General features: G+C 67.4%; 19 protein-coding genes. 9 read left to right on the top strand and 10 right to left on the bottom strand.

Annotated elements, in window-relative coordinates; all coding sequences use genetic code 11:
• Positions 1-416 precede the first annotated feature (416 nt).
• The 7 genes from AC3WQR_RS04995 to AC3WQR_RS04965 all read right to left on the bottom strand — a co-directional run bounded on the left by AC3WQR_RS04995 (position 417) and on the right by AC3WQR_RS04965 (position 8324).
• The gene (locus AC3WQR_RS04995; protein ID WP_492741299.1) at positions 417-869 is read right to left on the bottom strand and encodes a hypothetical protein; all 453 of its coding nucleotides are present in this window, start codon (positions 867-869) and stop codon (positions 417-419) included.
• Between the two features lie 14 nt (positions 870-883).
• Entirely contained in the window at positions 884-1657 is a 774-nt protein-coding gene (locus AC3WQR_RS04990) for a LuxR C-terminal-related transcriptional regulator (protein WP_139703584.1), read from the bottom strand.
• A gap of 858 nt (positions 1658-2515) precedes the next feature.
• A complete protein-coding gene (locus tag AC3WQR_RS04985; protein WP_095950012.1) occupies positions 2516-3202 on the bottom strand; it encodes a response regulator in 687 nt (228 codons plus the stop codon).
• Between the two features lie 37 nt (positions 3203-3239).
• Complete coding sequence (locus AC3WQR_RS04980) at positions 3240-4922, bottom strand: sensor histidine kinase (RefSeq protein ID WP_492741298.1); 1683 nt, start codon at positions 4920-4922, stop codon at positions 3240-3242.
• 377 nt (positions 4923-5299) lie between these two features.
• Complete coding sequence (locus tag AC3WQR_RS04975; protein ID WP_062470870.1) at positions 5300-5770, bottom strand: hypothetical protein; 471 nt, start codon at positions 5768-5770, stop codon at positions 5300-5302.
• Between the two features lie 377 nt (positions 5771-6147).
• Positions 6148-7494, bottom strand: coding sequence for a DUF5666 domain-containing protein (locus AC3WQR_RS04970; protein WP_492741297.1), 1347 nt, complete (start codon positions 7492-7494; stop codon positions 6148-6150).
• Complete coding sequence (locus tag AC3WQR_RS04965; protein WP_095950009.1) at positions 7491-8324, bottom strand: DUF6502 family protein; 834 nt, start codon at positions 8322-8324, stop codon at positions 7491-7493. Before AC3WQR_RS04965 ends, AC3WQR_RS04970 begins: the two co-directional genes overlap by 4 nt.
• Before the next feature lie 354 nt (positions 8325-8678).
• On the opposite strand from AC3WQR_RS04965, the gene AC3WQR_RS04960 reads away from it, so the two are divergent.
• Together AC3WQR_RS04960 and AC3WQR_RS04955 are read left to right on the top strand one after the other, a co-directional pair.
• A complete protein-coding gene (locus AC3WQR_RS04960) occupies positions 8679-9632 on the top strand; it encodes an alpha/beta fold hydrolase (protein ID WP_492741296.1) in 954 nt (317 codons plus the stop codon).
• Positions 9629-9946 (top strand): antibiotic biosynthesis monooxygenase family protein, encoded by a 318-nt coding sequence (locus AC3WQR_RS04955; protein ID WP_492741295.1) that lies wholly within the window; start codon positions 9629-9631, stop codon positions 9944-9946. Before AC3WQR_RS04960 ends, AC3WQR_RS04955 begins: the two co-directional genes overlap by 4 nt.
• Before the next feature lie 4 nt (positions 9947-9950).
• Here AC3WQR_RS04955 and AC3WQR_RS04950 read toward each other — a convergent pair whose 3' ends face one another.
• Both AC3WQR_RS04950 and AC3WQR_RS04945 read right to left on the bottom strand, forming a co-directional pair.
• Positions 9951-10667 (bottom strand): FadR/GntR family transcriptional regulator, encoded by a 717-nt coding sequence (locus AC3WQR_RS04950; protein ID WP_492741294.1) that lies wholly within the window; start codon positions 10665-10667, stop codon positions 9951-9953.
• A gap of 73 nt (positions 10668-10740) precedes the next feature.
• Positions 10741-12066: an MFS transporter gene (locus tag AC3WQR_RS04945; protein ID WP_095950005.1), complete on the bottom strand. Its 1326-nt coding sequence runs from the start codon at positions 12064-12066 to the stop codon at positions 10741-10743.
• 185 nt (positions 12067-12251) lie between these two features.
• Between AC3WQR_RS04945 and AC3WQR_RS04940 the strand changes: the two genes are divergently transcribed.
• Together AC3WQR_RS04940 and AC3WQR_RS04935 are read left to right on the top strand one after the other, a co-directional pair.
• Entirely contained in the window at positions 12252-12809 is a 558-nt protein-coding gene (locus AC3WQR_RS04940) for an ureidoglycolate lyase (protein ID WP_062470974.1), read from the top strand.
• A gap of 140 nt (positions 12810-12949) precedes the next feature.
• On the top strand, positions 12950-13306 hold the full coding sequence (locus AC3WQR_RS04935) for a hypothetical protein (RefSeq protein ID WP_354347828.1): 357 nt from the start codon (positions 12950-12952) through the stop codon (positions 13304-13306).
• Between the two features lie 150 nt (positions 13307-13456).
• Here the strand turns inward: AC3WQR_RS04935 and AC3WQR_RS04930 are convergent, their stop codons facing one another.
• Positions 13457-13663, bottom strand: coding sequence for a hypothetical protein (locus AC3WQR_RS04930; RefSeq protein WP_062470893.1), 207 nt, complete (start codon positions 13661-13663; stop codon positions 13457-13459).
• Between the two features lie 145 nt (positions 13664-13808).
• Here AC3WQR_RS04930 and AC3WQR_RS04925 point away from each other — a divergent pair, with 145 nt between their 5' ends.
• From AC3WQR_RS04925 to AC3WQR_RS04905, 5 genes are all read left to right on the top strand, one after another.
• Complete coding sequence (locus tag AC3WQR_RS04925) at positions 13809-15404, top strand: class I SAM-dependent methyltransferase (protein WP_492741293.1); 1596 nt, start codon at positions 13809-13811, stop codon at positions 15402-15404.
• 59 nt (positions 15405-15463) lie between these two features.
• On the top strand, positions 15464-17200 hold the full coding sequence (gene ggt / locus AC3WQR_RS04920) for a gamma-glutamyltransferase (RefSeq protein ID WP_095950003.1): 1737 nt from the start codon (positions 15464-15466) through the stop codon (positions 17198-17200).
• A 61-nt stretch (positions 17201-17261) separates the two neighbouring features.
• Positions 17262-18002, top strand: a complete 741-nt coding sequence (locus AC3WQR_RS04915) for a pseudouridine synthase (protein WP_492741292.1) — start codon at positions 17262-17264, stop codon at positions 18000-18002.
• A 105-nt stretch (positions 18003-18107) separates the two neighbouring features.
• Positions 18108-19121, top strand: a complete 1014-nt coding sequence (locus AC3WQR_RS04910) for a YncE family protein (protein ID WP_492741291.1) — start codon at positions 18108-18110, stop codon at positions 19119-19121.
• A complete protein-coding gene (locus AC3WQR_RS04905; RefSeq protein WP_492741290.1) occupies positions 19105-19935 on the top strand; it encodes a polysaccharide deacetylase family protein in 831 nt (276 codons plus the stop codon). Before AC3WQR_RS04910 ends, AC3WQR_RS04905 begins: the two co-directional genes overlap by 17 nt.
• The last annotated feature ends 3 nt before the right edge of the window (positions 19936-19938 follow it).

Raw genomic sequence — 19938 nt, 5'->3', positions numbered from 1 at the left:
CAGGAGTGACCGCGCGCCTGGAATTGCCAGCCGCGGGTTTTTCGAGGAAGTGATGCAGCGCGTGACCCGGTGGCGGTCACGCCTGGGGAGCGGCTAGGGTCGTCGTCGGCCGCTCAGGCACCGCAGCGGGGCGGTGCAGCAAATATCCATTGCGCGATGCCGGTCAGACGCGATGCCGGCATGGAGATGAAGCCCGCATTTGATGCGGACCTTGATTCGACACTTGTTCATGCGATACCCCCACCATGGATCCTGTCAAAAAGAATCTAGGTCGGCGCGCCGAAAGTCGTTGCCGCTTGTAAGCGGACGGCAACCGGTGGTCGATTGGTTGTCTTCGAAAACGAAGGTGCTAATTATGAGAGGCCATCTTCAGGAATGCAACTTTCTCACATACAAATTAACTGACGAGAACCTGACTACGCGCGCCAGAGCCAAAAAAAAACAGCGACCGCGGCGACACCGGCCGAAATCAGGGCGATCAGCGCCATTTCCGCATGGCCGCCATTGCTTTTTTGGGACGTCGCAGCGAAAGCGGGAGGGCGTTCATTGCCGTGTGGCGGGCTCGCGAAGGGGCTGTAGACGGCGGAGCCGGGACGATCCGGGTCACCGCTTCCTGTTGTGGCCGCCGGATGGTCGGGAGAGGCCGTCACCGCGGCCGCGTCGCTTGCGACTTCGCCGTCCGCAACGCCGCCATCCGGGTTCTCGTGCGCCGCAACGGCGGCCGACGTCGCTTCCGTCGCGATCGCCAGGTCGGCGCACATGACCTGCGTGGCCCAGGCCGCGACAAGCATGGCCTGAACGAAGGGCCGCCTGTCGAGCGCGCGACGAGGGCGCGATCCGGCGGCGAAGGGGCAATCGATCGGGGTCATGGGGTCGCTGCCCTTCAGATCAGGCCCGTGTGAACGGCGAAGTTCACCGCCTGGGCGCGCGAATGCACATGCAGCTTCTTGTAGATGCTCTTGATGTGCACATTGACGGTCTGGCCCGTGATGCCGAGCTTGGCGCCAATCTCCGCGGAGACGTAACCCGAGGCCACGCAACGCAGGACCTCGCTCTCTCGCGGCGTCAGTGTCATGTCGCGCGACGGCGGTCTCGGCGGCGATGGCGCCTTGTCGGCGACGGGCTCGCGGGGGTGGTAGTCCAGGCGGTGCAGCAGGCGCCGCGTGAGTCGGGGCGTGATCGCGGCCCCGCCGTTCACCACGTGCAGCACGGCATCGGCGAAGCTTTGCAACCAGGCGTTCTTCAGGAGGTACCCCATGGCACCCAGTTCGAAGGCGCGCAGCACGTGGGCATCGTCCTCGAGCGAGGAGATCACGATGACCTCGCTGCTGCGGTGCAGGCGGCGTGCCTCGGTGATCAGCTCGAAACCCATCTCGTCGCCCAGCTGCAGCTCGAGCATCAGCACGTCGAAGGTGTGCGTGGCCAGCAGCCGGCGTCCCTCGCGAACGCTGTCGGCCTGGCCTTCGAGCTGGATGCGCAGGTCCGACAGCAACTCCTGGGCGATCACCCGGCGCATGTACTCGTCGTCGTCGACGAGCAGCACGCGCACCGGCGATTTTTCCTGGCCGATCAGGAAGTCCGGCCACAGCCTCGCGGCGGGCGCGCAGACACCGACGGAGGCCTTCTCGCCAGAGCTGATGAGCCGGTGATCAAGCATGTGCCTGCCCCGGTTGGCGTGAGCGACGCAGGCCGGTCGTTGCGAGCGTGGGCGGGGAGACGCAAAGGTCGTCCATCGAGCGCTCCGGGGCCACTTTCCCCATCGGCGGCAAAGCAGTTTGGGGTTTCATACATTTTCAAGAGAAAAATGGAAAGCAAGTGCCGAATTGGATTTTTTCTGCGAGTTTTAATTGAAATTCAATTCAGCCCGAGGCTTGCGCAATCCTATGAACTTGACGGGACGGTTGCGCGGGTCTTTTGCTCCTGTTTGTGGAAAGACATGAGTGTTTCAAAATGGAACTACCTGAACCATGACGTTCGATATACCTAATTTCTATGTTTTTGAGGCTGATCGTGAAAAACGACGCATTGTTCGCCAGGTGAGCAATGCTGGTTGAAAAGTGGAATGGGTTTATTTATGCGGGGAAATTTCGAAAAGAATGAAATTAATCAAATATGAAATTCATTTCTGATTGGGTATTTGGTGTTCGATGAAATAAAATAGTCAAAAAACCAATTGAAACCGAGGAAATAATTTGATTATTGAAATTCCGATGATATTTGAATTGAATGAAATCTTCTATTAACCAAACTGTCTGCTATTCGATTTTTATTTTTGGAATTTATTCTCTCGATTGACCATGATTTTTAAATTCAATTGAAATTCAATTTCTTTGAGGTGGCACGAAATACGGTGCCGAATCTTTTCCTCCTCTGCCAGCGCGGTGCGCTCCCGCACGCCAGCTGATCGCAGCAAGCGGGGATCGGAAAAGCGGGGAAATGGCGGGTCCCGGAGGGGCAGCCGACGCTGAGCGGCCCGCAGTGGGCGCCCCGAAGGACGGGGGCGGGCAGGGCGCTGTCAGTGCGCCATGGCGTCGAGGTGGTGCTTGACGGCGTAGATGTAGAGCTCGAGCCGGTTCGTCACGCCGAGCTTCTGGTAGATCGACGTGAGGTGGTTGCGCAGCGTGTGCTCGGTGACGAAGGCCTGCCCGGCCAGCGTCTTGTTGGAGGCGCCGCTGCCGTGCACCACGGTGCGGACGATGTCGCGCTCCTTCTGGGTCAGGCTGGCCTGCCTGACGGACTCGGGGTCGGCTTTCGGCGGCTTCTTCACCGAGGTGAGCTCCGAGAGCACGCGGCCCATGGTCGGGGCGTCGACGCAGAGCTCGCCGTGGTGCACGCGCTCGATCGCATCGAGCACCTGCTCGGCCGAGGCGTCCTTGCGCATCACGCCGCGCGCGCCGCGCAGCACCGCAAGGTCCAGGGTGCGCTGCTCGCGTTCGCCGGTCAGCACGACGACGCGCGAGACCTCGTTCGACAGCAGCTGCGGCAGGATGTCCAGGGCGCAATGGCCGTCCAGGTCGAGGTCGAGCACGATGACGTCGGGGGCCAGGCTCTGCGTGTGCGCCACGGCCTCTTCGCAGCAGCTGGCGGTGGCGACGACCTTCATGCGCGGCTGTTCGCCGTCGATCAGCCGGGACAGGCCCCACAGCATGGTCTGGTGATCGTCCACCAGCAGGACGCCGATGGGATGGGCTTCGGTTTGCATGAGGGGCTCCTCGGACTGTTGTCGTGCTTTTGGGGGCTCAGATGGGGATTTCGATCAGCACCTCGGTGCCGCCGCCCCGGCACCGGCTGACCTGCGCGCGGCCTCCGAGCGCCGCTGCGCGGTCGCTGAGGGAGCGTGGCCGGAAGGGCGCGAAGTTCTCTTCGTCGCCTTCGTTCTCGATGCGCAGGTGCAGGCAGCCATTGCGGCAGCCGATGCGCACGCTGCCGCGGCGGGCCTGCGTGTGCTTGCAGATGTTGTTCAGGCCTTCGCCCACCATCTGCAGAACCTCCGCGGTCATGCGGTCGTCAAGACGCACGTGGCCTTCGACGTTCACCGAAATCTCGATGCCGTAGAGGCCCTGGATGCGGGCGGCCTGGCTGTACAGCTGGTGCAGCACGAGGCCGCACGAACTTTCCGGGCCGTCCTTGACCGCGCCCGCGAAGCGCCGCAGGTCGGCGATCACGCCGCTCGCCACCTCGGCGAGCTTGTCCAGGTCCTCGAGCAGCGGGTTGTCCGCGGCGGCCTTCTTGCGCAGGGCGCACAGGCCCATGCGCAGCCCGATGTAGGGCTGCACGGCGGTGTCGTGCAGGTCCAGCGAGATCTTCAGGCGCTCGGTCGCGGCCGCTTCGGAGGCCATGCGGTCGAGCACCTCGATGGTCTCGATGACCGGGAAGATCTGTTCCATGAGGTGCGCGAGGAACAGCGCGTCGGACTTGCTGAAGTGGCCGTTGCGCGAGGAGATGAACACGCGCCCCTCGCCCAGGCGCAGCGGCAGCGCGGCGCTGATGAACGCGCGGGCCTCGAGCATGGCAGCCACCGCGGCACTGCGCTTGGCGCCGTCGCGGCCCTCGGGGCGCCAGCCGATCGCGCCGGGGCCGTGCATGTGGCTGCGCGCAAAGAAGAGGTTCAGGGGCCAGGGCAGGCGGTTGCTCAGCACGGTGTGCGGGTGTTCGAGCGCCATCAGCGGCGACTCGGCGATGCCGCCGAGCGTCTCGACGCCGACGTGCTCGCAGGTGTCGTCCTTGCGCAGCGTGCGCAGGGTCCAGTTGCCGGTGGCGGTGTCCCGCGTCATGAGGATGCAGTGGCTGGCCTTGAAGAAGGCCAGCGTCTTTTCCATCGTGCGGGCGATGGTGCGGCCCGCGCCGAAGCGCGGGTTCGACAGCTGGCTGATGTCACCCAGCAGGGCCAGGCGCCGCTGCAGGATGAGCTTGGAGCCGCCCCAGTGCACGATCATGTGCCCCAGCGCCAGCAGGAAGGTCGTGCGCATCAGCAGCTGCGGCGCGTCGTCGCCCGTGCTCGTGCCGAGCCCGCAGGCGGCGAACGACGCAACCGAGACGATCGTCACGCGGGCGCCTTCCTCGAAGCCCCAGCGGAACGAGGAGGTCAGGATGGCGAAGAAATAGAACAGGAAGAAGAGGCTGTGCACGCCGCCCGTCACGAAGACGATCAGCGTGAACCACATCACGTCGGACCAGTGGACCGCCTTGCCCTGGACATGGCGCCAGCCGCCCTGCGTGCAGGCGTGCACCAGCACGCTGTGCAGGAGGTATCCGCAAAAGGCCAGCCAGACCGCGCTGGCCACCGGTTGCCGCGTGGGCCCCGCATCGACCGCCATGGCCAGCACCGCCGAGATCGACAGCACCAGCCGCATGCGGGCGGCCATGAGCGCATCCGTCGACAGGCTGCTGTCGAGGCTCGGGGCGGAGACGGGGGCGCGCATGGCAAGACATCCTTCGCATGAACTGTTTCATGCACGGCAGGGGCCGACGTTCGGTGGTAACAGCCTGGCGTTCATTTCTTCGTGCCAATAACGCGGTGTATGTGAAGGTTTCACATTACTTCTTTGGTACTCGAAAGGAACCTTGTGGGCGATCTGTGACGTCTGTTGCACTTGGTTTCAATTGTGTCGTGGGCAGGCTTTTTTCATCGCTGTACGAGGCGCTTTCCCTCGGCCGGGGGCAGCCGCACGGCAAACGGGTACCCGATTCATGGAGGTGTGGGGCAAGGGGAACGCGAGGGGCGGTGTTCGTGCGCGCCGGACGCACCGATCCCGGCGCGCCAGGGCTGGCACGCCGGGCGTTCGACCCGAACCCGGACTCAGCCCCGCCGTGGCACCAGCGCCGTCCGTCCCAGGGGCGTGACCCGCAGGACGGTGGCCTGGCGCAGCTTCTGCCGGGCGCGGCAGATCGGGGGGAGGGTGGCCTCCACCATGCCGGCGGCTTCCAGGACCGCCACGGAGTTGATCTCCGACGGGTCCTCGGTGTGCAGGGGAAAGGTCGAGTTGCCGATCCTGCGCAGGTAATCGAGCGGCATGACGCTCCATTGGGGGCGTTCTTCATGCACCGAAGCGCCGTTGCCGCAGAGCGTGGCGATCTCCGCGTGCCCCTCGTCCGTGATGGCAAAGACCTGGGCGCTTTCGTACCGCTGGTAGCCGAAGTTGTCGACATGGAACTCGGCTTCGATGAGTCCGGTGGCGACCAGCACCGAGGCATGCCGGATGTCCGCGTCCGCCGTCAGCATGACCGGAAAACGCTTGTTCATGAGCCGAAGAAGAAGGACGAGCGGCATGCGGTACTCCTCGCAATGTCAGCGGTGCCGGCTGGCCCGGCGACGAACAGGCACCCGATGCGCAGCCCCGCACAGGGAGGCATGCGTCAGGCGTGGGCCTGCGATGCCAACGGGGAGCAACGGTCGCACTGAACTCGCGGGGACAGACACGGAAGCCACCAATGTAAGAAATGTGATTTTTTCACTTTAGTCCCTTTTTCGTACTTTCGCCACGGGTTTGGAGATAGATGGCCGAAGGTGCTATCCGGCCCGCGTGCGCGCAGGCCCGCCGCGATGCGGCGATATCGAGCTGGATGTGTGCGAAAGCCCGGCGTCGCCTGCCGCCAGAAGGGCGGGCGATGCAACCGGACGGCGGGGCGCTGCGCCGCCGCTTCAGGTCAGGGGTTGAATGTCACCCGTTGGGCGATGAGAACGCCGTCGACCACCCGGTCTCCCACGACGGTCACGCGCTGGCCGTTGGCCAGGTTCGCGGCGGTACCGTTCTCGAAGGTGGTACCCGGTCCGCTGGCGTCCACCGGCTGGCCCTGGACCCTGAAACTGGCAGGGGACACGTAGCCGCCGATGGCGCCGATGAGCGTGAACGAGGCCGGCCCGCCCGTGCCCGGCACATGGCGGATGCGCAGCTTCTTGACGACCAGCACCCCGCCGGACATGAAGCCGTCGACCTCGACCTTCACGCCGTTGCCGAGCGAACCGACGGGGCCGCCCGTGATCTGCGCATTGGTGGCGTCCACTGGCGTGCCCAGCACCTTGAAGGCGCCGCGCGAGACGAAGTCGGTGATGTCTCCCGCGAGTTGCAGTGCGATGCCGTTGCTCGTCGGTATCGCGTACCAGCCCTGCACCTGGGTCGCCGTGAACGCGTTGCCGATCGGCGCGGCCGTGCCGCGGGCGCGCACGATGACACCGTTGGCCAGCGACGAGGCGTCGATGCCCGCGAAGCTGGCGCCGCCATAGCTGACCGTCAGCTGGCCGAGCATGAAGGTCTGGTTCGTCGTGTTGAGGTTCTGGATGGCGCCCGTGACCAGCGGGGCGGTCAGCGTGGGTGCGGTCTGCACGCGGGTGGCGCGCAGCGTTCCCGGCGCACCGGGCAGGCCCCACACCTGGATCAGGCTGCCGTCGGCCACATTGGCAAGCCCGTTCGCGTCGGCCCAGACCGTGGCCGCATCGATGGTCACGTTGATGCCCATGACGACGAAGCTGCCGGCGCCCACGTCGATGCGCGAGACGGCGCCGCGCAGTTCGGCCGCCGACACGACCTGCGTCGCGATGCCGCGGGTGAAGTCGGGGTCGACCTTGCCGGCGACCCGCGCGCTCATGCCGATCTGGAGTTCGGTGGCGTCCTCGACGGTGATGGTGGCCGTGTCCGTGGTGTAGCGCAGGCCGTTCAGGATGATGCTGCCCAGGCCGTCCGCGGCGCCGATGCCGGCGGCGTCCGCAGTCACGCCGGTGCCGCCCGAGCCGACACCGGAGCCGTCGGTGTTGCCGTTGCTGGCGGTGTCGCCGGAGCCGCCCGTGCCGGCGTTGCCCGAGCCGGACCCGGTCCCATCCCCGCCTGTGCCCGTGCCCGCGCCGCCGGGGTTGTCACCGCCGATCGCGGTGCCGGTGCCCAGGCCCAGGTTCCCGGTCGAGGCACCACCGCCGCCTCCGCAGGACATCAACAGGGCCATGAGGCTGGCGCAGAACAGGCCCAGCAGGAGGCGGCGGGGTGTTTGGATCGTGCTCATGAGGGGCGCTCGCTTTCAGAGGACGCGGGCGGGGGCGGCGTGCCCTCGTCCTCGTAGTACGTGTAGATGCCGACACGGATTCGTCCTTCGGCGCGGGCCGGCGCGCGGCTGACCGCCTGTGCCATTTCCTGCGCGAGCTCGTGGTGCAGGGCGGACCAGCGGTCGCGCACCAGGCGGTGGATCTGTTCGCAATCGTTCAGCGACAGCCCGCGCGCGTACACCGCGCGCTCGAGCATGCGGGGCTGCTCGCCCAGCGTGTTGGCGACGGCCGCCAGCAGGTGGTCCCGGCCGTTGTCGCCCAGGAAGGCCAGCATCGATTGCAGGTCCTGCACGGGCACGAAACCGTCGGCGGTGAGTTCGGCCATGCCCTCGTTTTCGGTCACCATGTTCAGCCGGATCAGCTCGTCGAGGATGGTGCGGTGGTGGACGTTGCCGCGGCTGCTCAGGCGGGCGACCGCTTCGAACGAGGGCGCCGTGTGGCCCGATGTGACGGGCAGGCGCCGGAACGAAGCGTCTTCGGTCAGCATCTGCAGCCACAGCGTGAACGTCTTGGCTGCGGCCGACAGTTCGGTGTGGGGCAGGGGGTCGACGGTGGAGCGGACCTTGGCGGTCACGGCCTTGCGGTTCAGGCCGGTGGTGACCGACAACTGGCTCAGGTTGGGCTTGGGAACGCCCTGGCTGCGCCAGGAGTGCTGCGCCTCCTCGATCAGCAGGTCGCGCAGCAACTCCTCCAGGTGGGGGTGCTTGACCCCCATCGCGAGGGCGAGCTTCACCACGGGTCGAAGGATGCGTGAGCAGGCCGCGAGGGCCCATTCCAGCCGTTGTTCCATGACGCGACGTGTGTAGTCCTGAAAGTGCGATGCCGACAGGATCGGAGGCGGCGCCCCGACCACCATCAACGCCCCATTGTCCTGCGCACCGCGCTGCAGTGAAAGCTTTGGACTGCGGTTTGACGGCCAGTGAGCCAAAGTTTCATGTTCAGGCGCGGGGCGACCGTCCGGCCGGTGGTGCCAAGGCCGATCGGCCGACGGGCCGGCCAGGTTGCCTATGTCGCCCTGCAGCGTGCCCGCCGCAGGGCGCGCGCGGCCTGGACGACACCCAGGGTCGGCCCTTTCCCACATGCGGGCCCCGCGCCGGGGGCGACAAAGACACCTCTGTTTCTTTGCATGTCTCAAGGAGCCGAGATGGCCAATGCGAACCCCCGAAAGAACGACGCGGCCGGCACGACCGCCGTCACGCACCGCACGGTGCAGATCGATGGCGTCGAGGTCTTCTATCGCGCGGCCGGTCCGGTGGGGGCCCCGGTGCTGTTGTTGCTGCACGGCTATCCGTGTTCTTCGTTCCAGTACCGCGCGCTGATGCCGGCGCTGGCGGACCGCTGGCGCGTGGTGGCGCCCGATTTCCCGGGCTTCGGCTACAGCGGCACGCCCGAGGAGAACTTCGTGTTCGATTTCGATGGCTACGCGCACTTCCTCGACCGCTTCACCGCCGCGCTCGCGCTGCGTCGCTACGCGCTGTACCTGCACGACTACGGTTCGCAGATCGGCCTGCGCCATGCGATGCGGCGAGCCGGGCGGGTGACGGCGCTGATCGTCCAGAACGGCGACATCTACGAAGACACGCTGGGGCCGAAGTACGCGGCGATCCGGGCGTACTGGAACGACCCGAGCGAGGCCCATCTCGCGGTGCTGGAGCGCGCCGTGAGCGAAGAAGGCTTTCGCGACGAGTTCATCGGCGAGGTGTCGTCGCGCGTGGCCCCGCGGCTCGCGCCCGATCTCTGGCGCCTTCACTGGCCGTTGATGGACACGCCCGTGCGGCGTGGCATTGCGCTCGGTCTCATGAAGGGGCTGAAGGAGAACCTGCGGTGGTTCCCGCGCTACCAGGACTACCTGCGCACGTACCGCCCGCCCACGCTGATCCTGTGGGGACCGCAGGACGGCTACATGCCGATCGAGGCCGGCCGTGCCTACCTGCGCGACCTGCCCGACGCCCAGTTCCACGCGTTCGACGACGGGGGCCACTGGCTGCTCGAGACGCACCTGGCCGAGGTGCTGCCGCCGCTGCGCGATTTCCTGGGGCGGCACTTGCCGGTGCCGGCGTCTGCATCCACCCGGACGATCGAAGGCGTGCCGGTATGAGCGTCGCCACCATCGCGCGCATCTGGCGCGGCCGCGTCACGCCCGATCGCGCGGAGGCCTACGAACGCTACCTGCTGGCTGAAGGCATTCCGCCGTTGCGCAAGACGGCGCTCGCGGTGCAGCTGTTCCGCGAAGACCGCGCCAACGAGACCGAATTCGTCACGACCTCCTACTGGCCCGACGTGGCCGCGATGAGCGCGTTCACCGGCGGCGACCCGAATGGAGTGCACCACCTGCCGCGCGATGCGGAGTTCCTGATCGAGCTGCCCGCGCGCGTCGAGGTGCTGCGCATCGTCGTCGACACGTGGACCTGAAGCGTCAGGCCGCCGAACCTGCCTCGAGCCCCGTCGGAAAGTGCACGCCCGCGCGCTGCGCGGCCTGCACGATGTGCTGCGTCATCGCCTGCTGCGCCAGCGCCGGGTTGCCTTGCGCGAGCGCTTCGATGATCGCCATGTGCTCGTCGTAGGTGGCATGGCGCGCGCCGCGCTTGTAGAAGGGCAGGCGCTGGCTCTCCTGCATGACCTCGGCGCTGTTGCGCAGGATCTCCGCGATGGCCTGGTTGCCGGCGATGCCGATGATCTGCATGTGGAAATCGAAGTCGAGCTGCGTGGCCTGCGTGAAGTCGCCGGCGTCGATGCACTCGCGCATGGCTTGCGCGTTGGCGCGCAGCGCCGCCAGGTCGTCCGCTTCGATGACCAGGCAGGCCAGCCGCGCGGTGAAGTTCTCGACCGCGAAGCGCAGCTGGTACACGTCCTGCAGCGAATGCGAGGTGGCGAACTTCCAGGCCGGGGAGGCGGCCGGCGCTTGTTGTCCGCCGTCCTCGGCCACGTACATGCCCTTGCCGGGACGCGGAATGACGAGGCCCGTGCCCTGCAGCGTCGACAGCGCCTCGCGCAGCGAGGTGCGGCTGATGCCGAGTTGCTCGGCCAGGTCGCGCTGCGAAGGCAGCAGCCCGCCGGCCGCATAGGTGCCGTCCGCGATCCGCTGCTGGATCAGGCGGGCGGCGGTGGCGGCGACGGCGGGGGAGGCGAGCATGGGCGGTTTTCGGTGCGAAGTGCGGCAGTGGCGGGAGCTGGAAATCTTACTGTGGCCGCACCCCGGGCCTTCCCTACTTGTTGACCAGCTTGGCCGGCACCGTCCAGGTGAGGAAGGCGCCAAACAGCAGCACGCCGGCCAGCACGAACAACGCGATGTCGGTGCTCTTCGTGGCGTCCTTGATCAGGCCGATCATGTACGGGCTCACGAAGCCCGCCAGGTTGGCGAACGAGTTGATGAGCGCAATGCCCGCCGCCGCGCCCGCGCTCGACAGGATGGCTGTCGGCAGGCTCCAGAACAGCGGCGACGTCGCCAGGCTGCCGCCCGCGGCCAGGGCCAATGCGGCCAGCGAGAGGTACACGTTGTTGCTGAAGATGGCGCTCAGCGTGAGGCCCAGCGCGCCGCAGCAGAAGGGCACGATCAGGTGCCAGCGGCGCTCGCGCATGCGGTCGGAGCTGCGGCTCACCAGCAGCATCGAGACGATGGCCACGGCAAACGGAATCGCCGTGAGCAGCCCGATGTTCAGCGCGCCCGACACGCCCGACTGGCGCACCAGCGTGGGCAGCCAGAAGGTCAGGCCGTACTGGCCCATCACCGTGCAAAAGCAGATCAGCGCCATCTTCACGATGCGGCGGTCGGCGAACAGCGCGCGCAGCGTCATGTGGCTGGTGCCGCCCTTGGTGGCGTTCTCGGCGGCGATGTTGCGTGCGAGCACGGCCTTTTCTTCGGCGGTGAGCCAGCGTGCGGCCTGGATGCTGTTGTCGAGGTACACGATGACCAGCAGGCCGATCACCAGCGAAGGCAGCGCCTCGATGAGGAACAGCCACTGCCAGCCGCGCAGCCCGCCCATGCCGTGCATGGCGTCCATGATCAGGCCCGACAGCGGCCCGCCCAGCACGCCCGACACCGGAATCGCGCACATGAACACCGCCACCATCTTGGCGCGGCGGTGCGAGGGAAACCAGTAGGTGAGGTACAGGATCATCCCCGGGTAGAAGCCGGCCTCGGCCGCTCCGAGCAGGAAGCGCAGCACGTAGAACTGCGTGGGCGTGGTCACGAACATCATCGCGGCCGAGATCAGGCTCCACGTGATCATGATGCGCGAGATGGTGGCCTTGGCGCCGATGCGGTGCATCAGCAGGTTGCTCGGCACCTCGAAGAAGAAGTAGCCGATGAAGAACAGCCCCGCGCCCAGCCCGTACATGGCTTCGCTGAACTGCAGGTCGCTGAGCATGTTCAGCTTGGCGAAGCCGACGTTCACGCGGTCCAGGTAGGCGGCCACGTAGCAGAGCATCAGGAAGGGCATGAGTCGCCATGCCACTTTCTTGTAGAGCGCGTTCTCCGCTGCAGCAGAGGTGGTGGCCGGCTGCAGCGGCGCATGAAGGGTGGTGGTTGACATGGCGGTCCTCGAAGGCGTCGATGGGGTGGATTAACTGGTATTACCGGTATGATTTAACGCGACCGAGACCTTAAGGCCTCATGCGCCATTGGACACTAGCGATTTCCCTGACGCCGGGAGATTGACTGGGTGGATGTATCGCAAGGATACTGGTAATACCAGTTGGACCAAAAGCCGAGGAGTTTCTGTTGACGATTGCCAGCCCCACTTTCCTGCCCCCGGCGCCGGGCACGCCCGCGGCGCTCGCGCTCGTTGCGCAGCCGCTGACGCGCGAGGCGTTCGCCGCGTTCGGTGACGTCATCGAGAGCGCGCACGCACGGTCGATGCCGATCAACGCGGGCATGACCACGCGCTTTCACGACCTGGCGCGCGTGGACCCGGGCCCCGGCGACAGCCGCGTGCTGGTGAACATTTTCGAGACCCAGCCCTACGCGCTGCCGCTGCAGGTGGGCATGCTGGAGCGCCACCCGCTGGGCAGCCAGGCCTTCGTGCCGATGGACGGCAGCCGCTTTCTCGTGGTGGTGGCGCCGGCGGGCGACACGGTGCGCGTGGAAGACATCCGCGCCTTCGTCACCGACGGGCGGCAGGGCGTGAACTATGCGCGCGGCGTCTGGCACCACCCGCTGGTGGTCACGCAGCAGCCGGCCAGCTTCGTGGTGATCGACCGCGGCGGGGCCGGGCCGAACTGCGACGAGATTCTGGTGCCGCCGGCGTGCGTGGTGCGCGTCAGTCTGGCGGGCTGAGCGCGCGCCATCCCTGCGGCCATCGCCCGGCGGCTGCGCCAGCGTCGCAGGCACCGCGACGCCGACTTGCGGCCATTGGCGAAAGAGGCCTACACCACCGGGAACGCCCCGGTGAAACCTTCGGGCCATGGGTGAACGCCATGCGCAATCCAACGAAATCGATGTTTGCCGGAAGCCTCGCTGTCGGGGTCATCAGCGTCGCGGCGCTCCTCGCCGGGCCGGCTGCCGCGCAGTCGGCCGACAAGACACCGCCGGTCAAGCCGCAAGCGCAACCTGGGCCCGACCCCGAACTCCTCGTGAAGCCGCCGCCCCATGGCCATCCGCGGCTGGTGAAGCCCGCGCCGCCCGACCGCGACCCCGGTATGGTGAAAAAGCCACCGGCGGACGCGAAGCGGGCCGGCGAAGACAAGCCCCGCGTGGACGACCCCGGCGCGCCCTCGCGCCAGGATGACTGCCGGGGCACCGCCGAGGACTGCAGGCAGAACTCCCCGCGCTGACGTTTCGAACGGAAGGACACGCCTCGCCATGAAATGGTCGAGTCGCCGGGCTACCTGCGCAAGACCTGAGATCGCGAGAGCGGGTTGGCGCTCATCGACGTCGACGCCTGAGCGGTGCGGCCGGGCGTCAGCCCTGCGTGATGAGGTGGCCTACTGGCACTGGAACAGCACGCCGGATTCGGCCGGTGCCTTGCCGAGCCACTTCGGCTCCTGGCTCTTGGCGCTGCAGTAGTCCGAAGCCTGGGTGTAGGTCATGGCACGCAGCACACCGTCGCGGAAGGGAACGATCTGGTTGGGCGGCGTCGAGCAGCCGGCAATGACCAAAGCCAGGGGAAACAGTGTGATGCGCCAGTTCATCGGGCCATTCTAAAGAGGTCGTGCAAGCGCATGAGCCCGCGGCCAGGGCAGGCCGGGTCGACCCGCGCCGGCTTCTTTTTGCGAGGGCACGGGGCTATAGTCTGCGAGCACTGCTGCAGCCCCTTCCGATCCCCAAAGGACGTTCGTGCCGGACTCTCTGACTTCCACGCTCACCAGTTACTACGATGCGGTGCCCTACGACTCGCACCCGTTTCCCCAGTCCGCCGTGGAGCACCTGGAAGCCCTGGCCTTCCTGTTCGGGCTCGAGGCGCCGCCGCCGCAGAAGGCGCGCGTGCTTGAGCTGGGTTGCGCCGCCGGCGGCAACCTGATCCCGTTCGCGGCGCGCCATCCGCAAGCCCACGCGGTCGGGGTCGACCTGTCGCGCGTGCAGGTGGCTCAGGGCGCTGCGGCGCTCGACCAGGCGGGGCTGTCGAACATCGAGCTCAAGGCCTTCAACATCGCCGACATCGACGCCTCGTTCGGCCTGTTCGACTACATCGTCTGCCACGGCGTCTACAGCTGGGTGCCGGGGCCGGTGCAGGACGCGATCCTGCGCGTGTGCGCCGAGAACCTGGCGCCGGGCGGCGTGGCCTACCTGAGCTACAACGTGTACCCGGGCTGGAAGGCGCGCGAGATCGTGCGCGACGCGATGATCCTGCGCGGCGGCCCGCGCGACACGCCCGAAGAAAAGCTGTCGTACGCGCGCGGCATGCTCGAGTTCCTCGAACAGTCGGCCCGGCCCGACAGCGTGCTGCGCAAGACGCTCGAAGAGACGATGCCGATCGTGCGCAACTCCGGCAACTACTACCTGCTGCACGAGTTCCTCGAGCCCTGCAACGAGCCCTGCTATTTCAAGGAGTTCGTCGCGCGTGCCGAGGCGCGCGGGCTGGCCTACCTGTGCGACGCCGAGCCCTCGACCATGTTCGTGCAGAACTACGGCGAGAAGGTGCGCGACCCGCTGCTGCGCGAGTGCGGCGGCAGCCAGGTGATGATGGAGCAGTACCTCGACTTCCTGGTCAACCGCACCTTCCGCCAGACGCTGCTGGTGAAGCAGGGCAATGCCGCGAACATCCGCTACCGCCTCGAAGTTCCCCGCCTGCGCGCGCTGGAGTTCGCCGGCGTCTTCCGCGTCGACGGCGGCGAGGCCCTCACGATCGACGCCCGCGAGCAGCCCTGCACCGCGCTGCGCGACCTGAAGGTCACGTTGCGGCTGCCGGCGCACAAGGCGGTGGCGCAGGCGCTCGACGCGAGCTATCCGTGTTCGATGTCGACCGAGGCTTTGCTCGCGGCCGTGGTGACGCTCACCGGCGAGTCGCGCGCGGCCGTCGAACCCATCGTGCTCGCCATGCTCGAGGAGCTGCTGATCCTCGGCGCGCTGCGCATCCGCCGCACGCCGGTGTCGGCGGCTGCGTCGGTGTCCGCGCTGCCGCAGGTGCTGGCCCCGGTGCGCCGCGCGCTGGCCGGTGTGCCCGCATCGCAGGCGACGGCCGTGCTCTGCAACCAGTGGCACGAGCCGGTGTCGCTCACGGTGCTCGAACGCAGCCTGCTGCCGCTGCTCGACGGGGCGCACACGCACGAGGCGCTGGCCGCCTTCCTGCTCGACGAGGTGCGCGCCGAACGCCTGCGCTTCCTCAAGGACGAGCAGCCGCTCACCGACCCGTCGGCGCTGCACGCCTTCGCGCAGGAGCAGGTGGCGCAGGCGCTGCAAAGCCTGCGGCGCAAGGCGCTGCTCACGGCCTGAAGGCCCACACCATTCACCCCTCCCTCATTCTTCATCCAACGCACAGAGGAGACTTTTCCATGCAGCACTTCAAGTGGACCCCCACCCTGCGCGCCGCCGTCGCGGCCGCGCTCACCCTGGCGGCGGCCGGCGGCTCGCAGGCCGCGTCGCAGGCGCCGGTGGCGGCCGAGCACGGCATGGTCGTGAGCGCGCAGCACCTGGCCAGCAAGGTCGGCGTCGATGTGCTCAAGCGCGGCGGCAACGCGGTCGACGCGGCGGTGGCCGTGGGCTATGCGCTGGCGGTGGTGTACCCGGCGGCCGGCAACCTCGGCGGCGGCGGCTTCATGACCGTGCAGCTGGCCGACGGCCGCAAGACCTTCCTCGACTTCCGCGAGAAGGCACCGCTGGCCGCCACGGCCAACATGTACCTCGACAAGGACGGCAACGTCGTCAAGGGTCTGAGCACCCACGGCCACCTCGCCGTCGGCGTGCCGGGCTCGGTGTCGGGCATGGAGTACGCACGCGAGAAGTACGGCACGATGAAGCGCGCCGACCTCATCGCCCCCTCGGTCCAGCTGGCCGACAAGGGCTTCGCGCTGGAGCAGGGCGACATCGACATGCTGCTCACCGCCACCAACGACTTCAAGAAAGATCCGGTCTCCGGCGCGATCTTCCTGAACAAGGGCGAGCCCTTCGCGGTCGGCCAGAAGCTGGTGCAGAAAGACCTCGCCAAGACGCTGAAGGAAATCAGCGCCAAGGGCACCGACGGCTTCTACAAGGGCTGGGTCGGCAAGGCCATCGTGGCGTCGAGCCAGGCCGGCAAGGGCATCATCACGCAGGCCGACCTCGACCAGTACAAGACGCGCGAACTCGCGCCGGTCGAGTGCGACTACCGTGGCTACCGCGTGGTGTCGGCGCCGCCTCCGAGTTCGGGCGGCGTGATCATCTGCGAGATGCTCAACATCCTGGAGGGCTATCCGCTCAAGGACCTGGGCTTCCGTTCGGCGGAGTCGGTGCACTACCAGATCGAAGCCATGCGCCACGCCTACGTGGACCGCAACAGCTACCTGGGCGACCCCGACTTCGTGAAGAACCCGCTCGATCGCCTGCTCGACAAGGGCTACGCCGCCAAGATCCGCGCCGCCATCGACCCCAAGAAGGCCGGCGTCTCCAAGGACATCAAGCCCGGCGTCGCGCCGCATGAGGGCAGCAACACCACCCACTACTCGATCACCGACAAGTGGGGCAACGCGGTCTCGGTCACCTACACGCTGAACGACTGGTTCGGCGCCAAGGTCACGGCCGACAAGACCGGCGTGCTGCTGAACAACGAGATGGACGACTTCACCTCCAAGATCGGCGTGCCCAACATGTACGGCCTGGTGCAGGGCGAGGCCAACGCCATCGCCCCGGGCAAGCGCCCGCTGAGCTCGATGAGCCCGACCATCGTGTCGAAAGACGGCAAGCCGGTCTTCGTGGTCGGCACGCCGGGCGGCAGCCGCATCATCACGGCGGTGCTGCACACCATCCTGAACGTGGTCGACTACGGCATGAACGTGCAGGAGGCCGTCGATGCGCCGCGCTTCCACCAGCAGTGGCTGCCCGACGTGACCAACGTCGAGACCTTCGCGATCAGCCCCGACACCCGCAAGATCCTGACCGACATGGGCCACAACCTGGGCGTGCCGCAGCCGGCCAACCACCTGGCGGCGATCATCGTCGGCGCGCCCTCGCTGGGCGGCAAGCCGGTGGGTGCCAACCGCTTCTACGGCGCCAACGATCCGCGCCGCAACACGGGCCTGGCAGCAGGCTACTGAACCTGCGGCACACTCGAAGGCGGTCGTGCCCCTGTCGGCACGGCCGCTTTTTTCATTTTTCATGCACCTGCAAGACATCCTCTATACCCAGGGCTTCGGCACCCGCCGCGTGTGCGCGGGGCTGGTCCAGCAAGGCCACGTGAGCGTCGCCGGCGCGGCCGTGACCGACCCTTTTGCCGACTTCGACCCCGAAGGCCTGCTGTTCACCGTGCAGGGCACCGAGTGGGCCTGCCACGAGAAGGCCTACCTGATGCTGCACAAGCCGGCCGGCACCGAGTGCTCGCAGAAGCCCTCGACCTACCCGAGCATCTACACGCTGCTGCCGTTGCCGCTGCGCCTGCGGCCCAACAAGGGCGCGGTGCAGGGCGTGCAGGCCATCGGCCGGCTCGACCAGGACACGACCGGCCTGCTGCTGCTGACCGACGACGGCCAGTTCATCCACAAGATGGGCTCGCCCAAGCACCATGTGCCCAAGGTCTACGAGGTGACGGCCAAGCACCCCATCGACGAGGCGCAGATCGCCAAGCTGCTGGCCGGCGTGGTGCTCGACGACGATCCGAAGCCCGTGCGCGCGGCCGCCTGCGAGTCCGACAGCCCGCTGCACCTGCGGCTCACGCTCACCGAAGGCAAGTACCACCAGGTCAAGCGCATGCTGGCCGCGGTCGGCAATCGGGTCGAGGGCCTGCATCGCTCGCGCATCGGCGGCCTGGCGCTGCCGGAGGACCTGGCGCCGGGGCAATGGCGCTGGCTCACGGCCGAGCAGGTGGCCCAGCTGCGCGCGCCCGTGCCCCGGGCCGCTTGACATAGGTCAAGGCGCCGGGCGCAACAGCGGGTGAGGGCGCGCCGGCGGTCAGCTGTTTGTCGGGTTCGACCGTTAAGATTGTTAACCCTCTCCCGGAACCTTCCCTTGCGACTCCCTGCCCGCCCGAACGGCCGCATCGCGGCCTTCCTGCTGTCCTGCCTGTGCCTGACAGCCCTGGTGACCCTCCCCGCCGCGGCGGCGCCGCCGGCCCCTCCACCGGTTTTTGTGCTCAATTCGCTGGACGCCAGCGTGAGCGTGATCAACCCGGTCGACTGGACCGAGAAGCAGCGCATTCCCACTGGCAAGGAGCCGCACCACATCTACATGACGCCCGACGAGAAGTCGGTCATCGTGGCCAATTCGGCGGGCGATTCGCTCACCTTCCTGGACCCGCGCACGGCCGAGGTGCAGCGCGTGGTGTACGGCATCATCGATCCCTACCAGCTGCAGTTCTCGCGCGACATGAAGTGGTTCGTCACGGCGGCCAACCGCCTGAACCACGTCGACGTGTACCGCTGGGACGGCAAGGACCTGAAGCTGGCCAAGCGCATCGCCACCGGCAAGACGCCCAGCCACATCTGGATCGACAACACCAGCACGGTGGCCTACGTCACCATGCAGGACAGTGACGAGCTGATCGCGGTCGACCTGCCGACGCAGACCATCCGCTGGCGCATGGCCACTGGCGCCATGCCGGCCGACATCTTCGGCGCCCACAACGACAAGACGCTGCTCGTGGGCCTCACGGGCAGCGACGGCGTGCAGGTGTTCGACGTGGCCGGCGCCCAGCCCAAGCTGGTCGGCAAGATCCCCACCGGCAAGGGCGCCCACGCCTTCCGCTCGGCCGGCGACGGCAAGACCGTGTTCGTGAGCAACCGGGTCGCCAACACCATCAGCCGCATCGACCTGACCACGCTGAAGGTCGTCGCCACCTACAACGTGCCCGGCGGCCCCGACTGCATGGACGTGTCGGCCGACGGCAAGACGCTGTACGTGACCTCGCGCTGGGCCAAGAAGCTCACGGTGGTCGATCTCGCGAGCCAGAAGGTCGTGCGGCAGATCAACGTCGGCCGCTCGCCGCACGGCGTCTGGACCCTCGACCATGCCAAGCGCATCTGAGCGCGTGCGCGGCCTGCGCACCGCCGGGGTGGCCTTCGCCGTCGCGGCGCTGGCCTGCGTCACCGTGCCGGCGGCCGGTGCACAGGAAGCCGCCGCCTGCGACAAGCCGGTCTACCTGACGCTGGACACCGGCCACATGGGCATCGCCCCGCTGGTGGCCGACGTGCTCAAGCGCCAGGACGTGCGCGTCACCTTCTTCGCCGCCGCCGAGCGCACCCAGACCGACGGCGACAGCCTGGACGACCACTGGGCGCCGTGGTGGAAGGCGAGGGCGGCCGAGGGCCACGAGTTCGGTTCGCACACCTACGACCACGCCTACTGGCGCGGCGACGTCAAGGGCACGCCGCCCAGCTTTCGCATCAAGCCGTCGGCCGGCCCGCAGACCGGCAAGGAGTCGGTCTGGAGCGCGGCCCAGTACTGCGCCGACATCCGCAAGTCGTCCGAGCGTCTGGCCGCCATCACCGGCAAGAAGCCGCTGCCGCTGTACCGCGCGCCGGGCGGCAAGACCTCGCCCGCTCTATTGGCGGCCGCCAGGGACTGCGGCTACGCGCATGTGGGCTGGTCGCCCGCCGGCTTCCTGGGCGACGAGCTGCCCAGCGAGGCGTTCAGCAACCAGAAGCTGCTGGCCCAGGCGCTCGCGGGCATCCGCCCCGGCGACATCCTGCTGGCGCACCTGGGCATCTGGTCGCGCAAGGACCCGTGGGCGCCCGCCAACCTGGAGCCGCTCATCGTCGGCCTGAAGGCCAAGGGCTTCTGCTTTCGCACGCTGCGCCAGCACCCGGACTACCGCGCCTGGATCGCCTCCCACTCTTGATTT

This window comes from Variovorax sp. FW305-3-2-15-B-LB1 (genome assembly GCF_058787635.1).
Note: the sequence above shows the minus strand (reverse complement) of the source record. Positions and strands in the feature narration are given on the sequence as shown.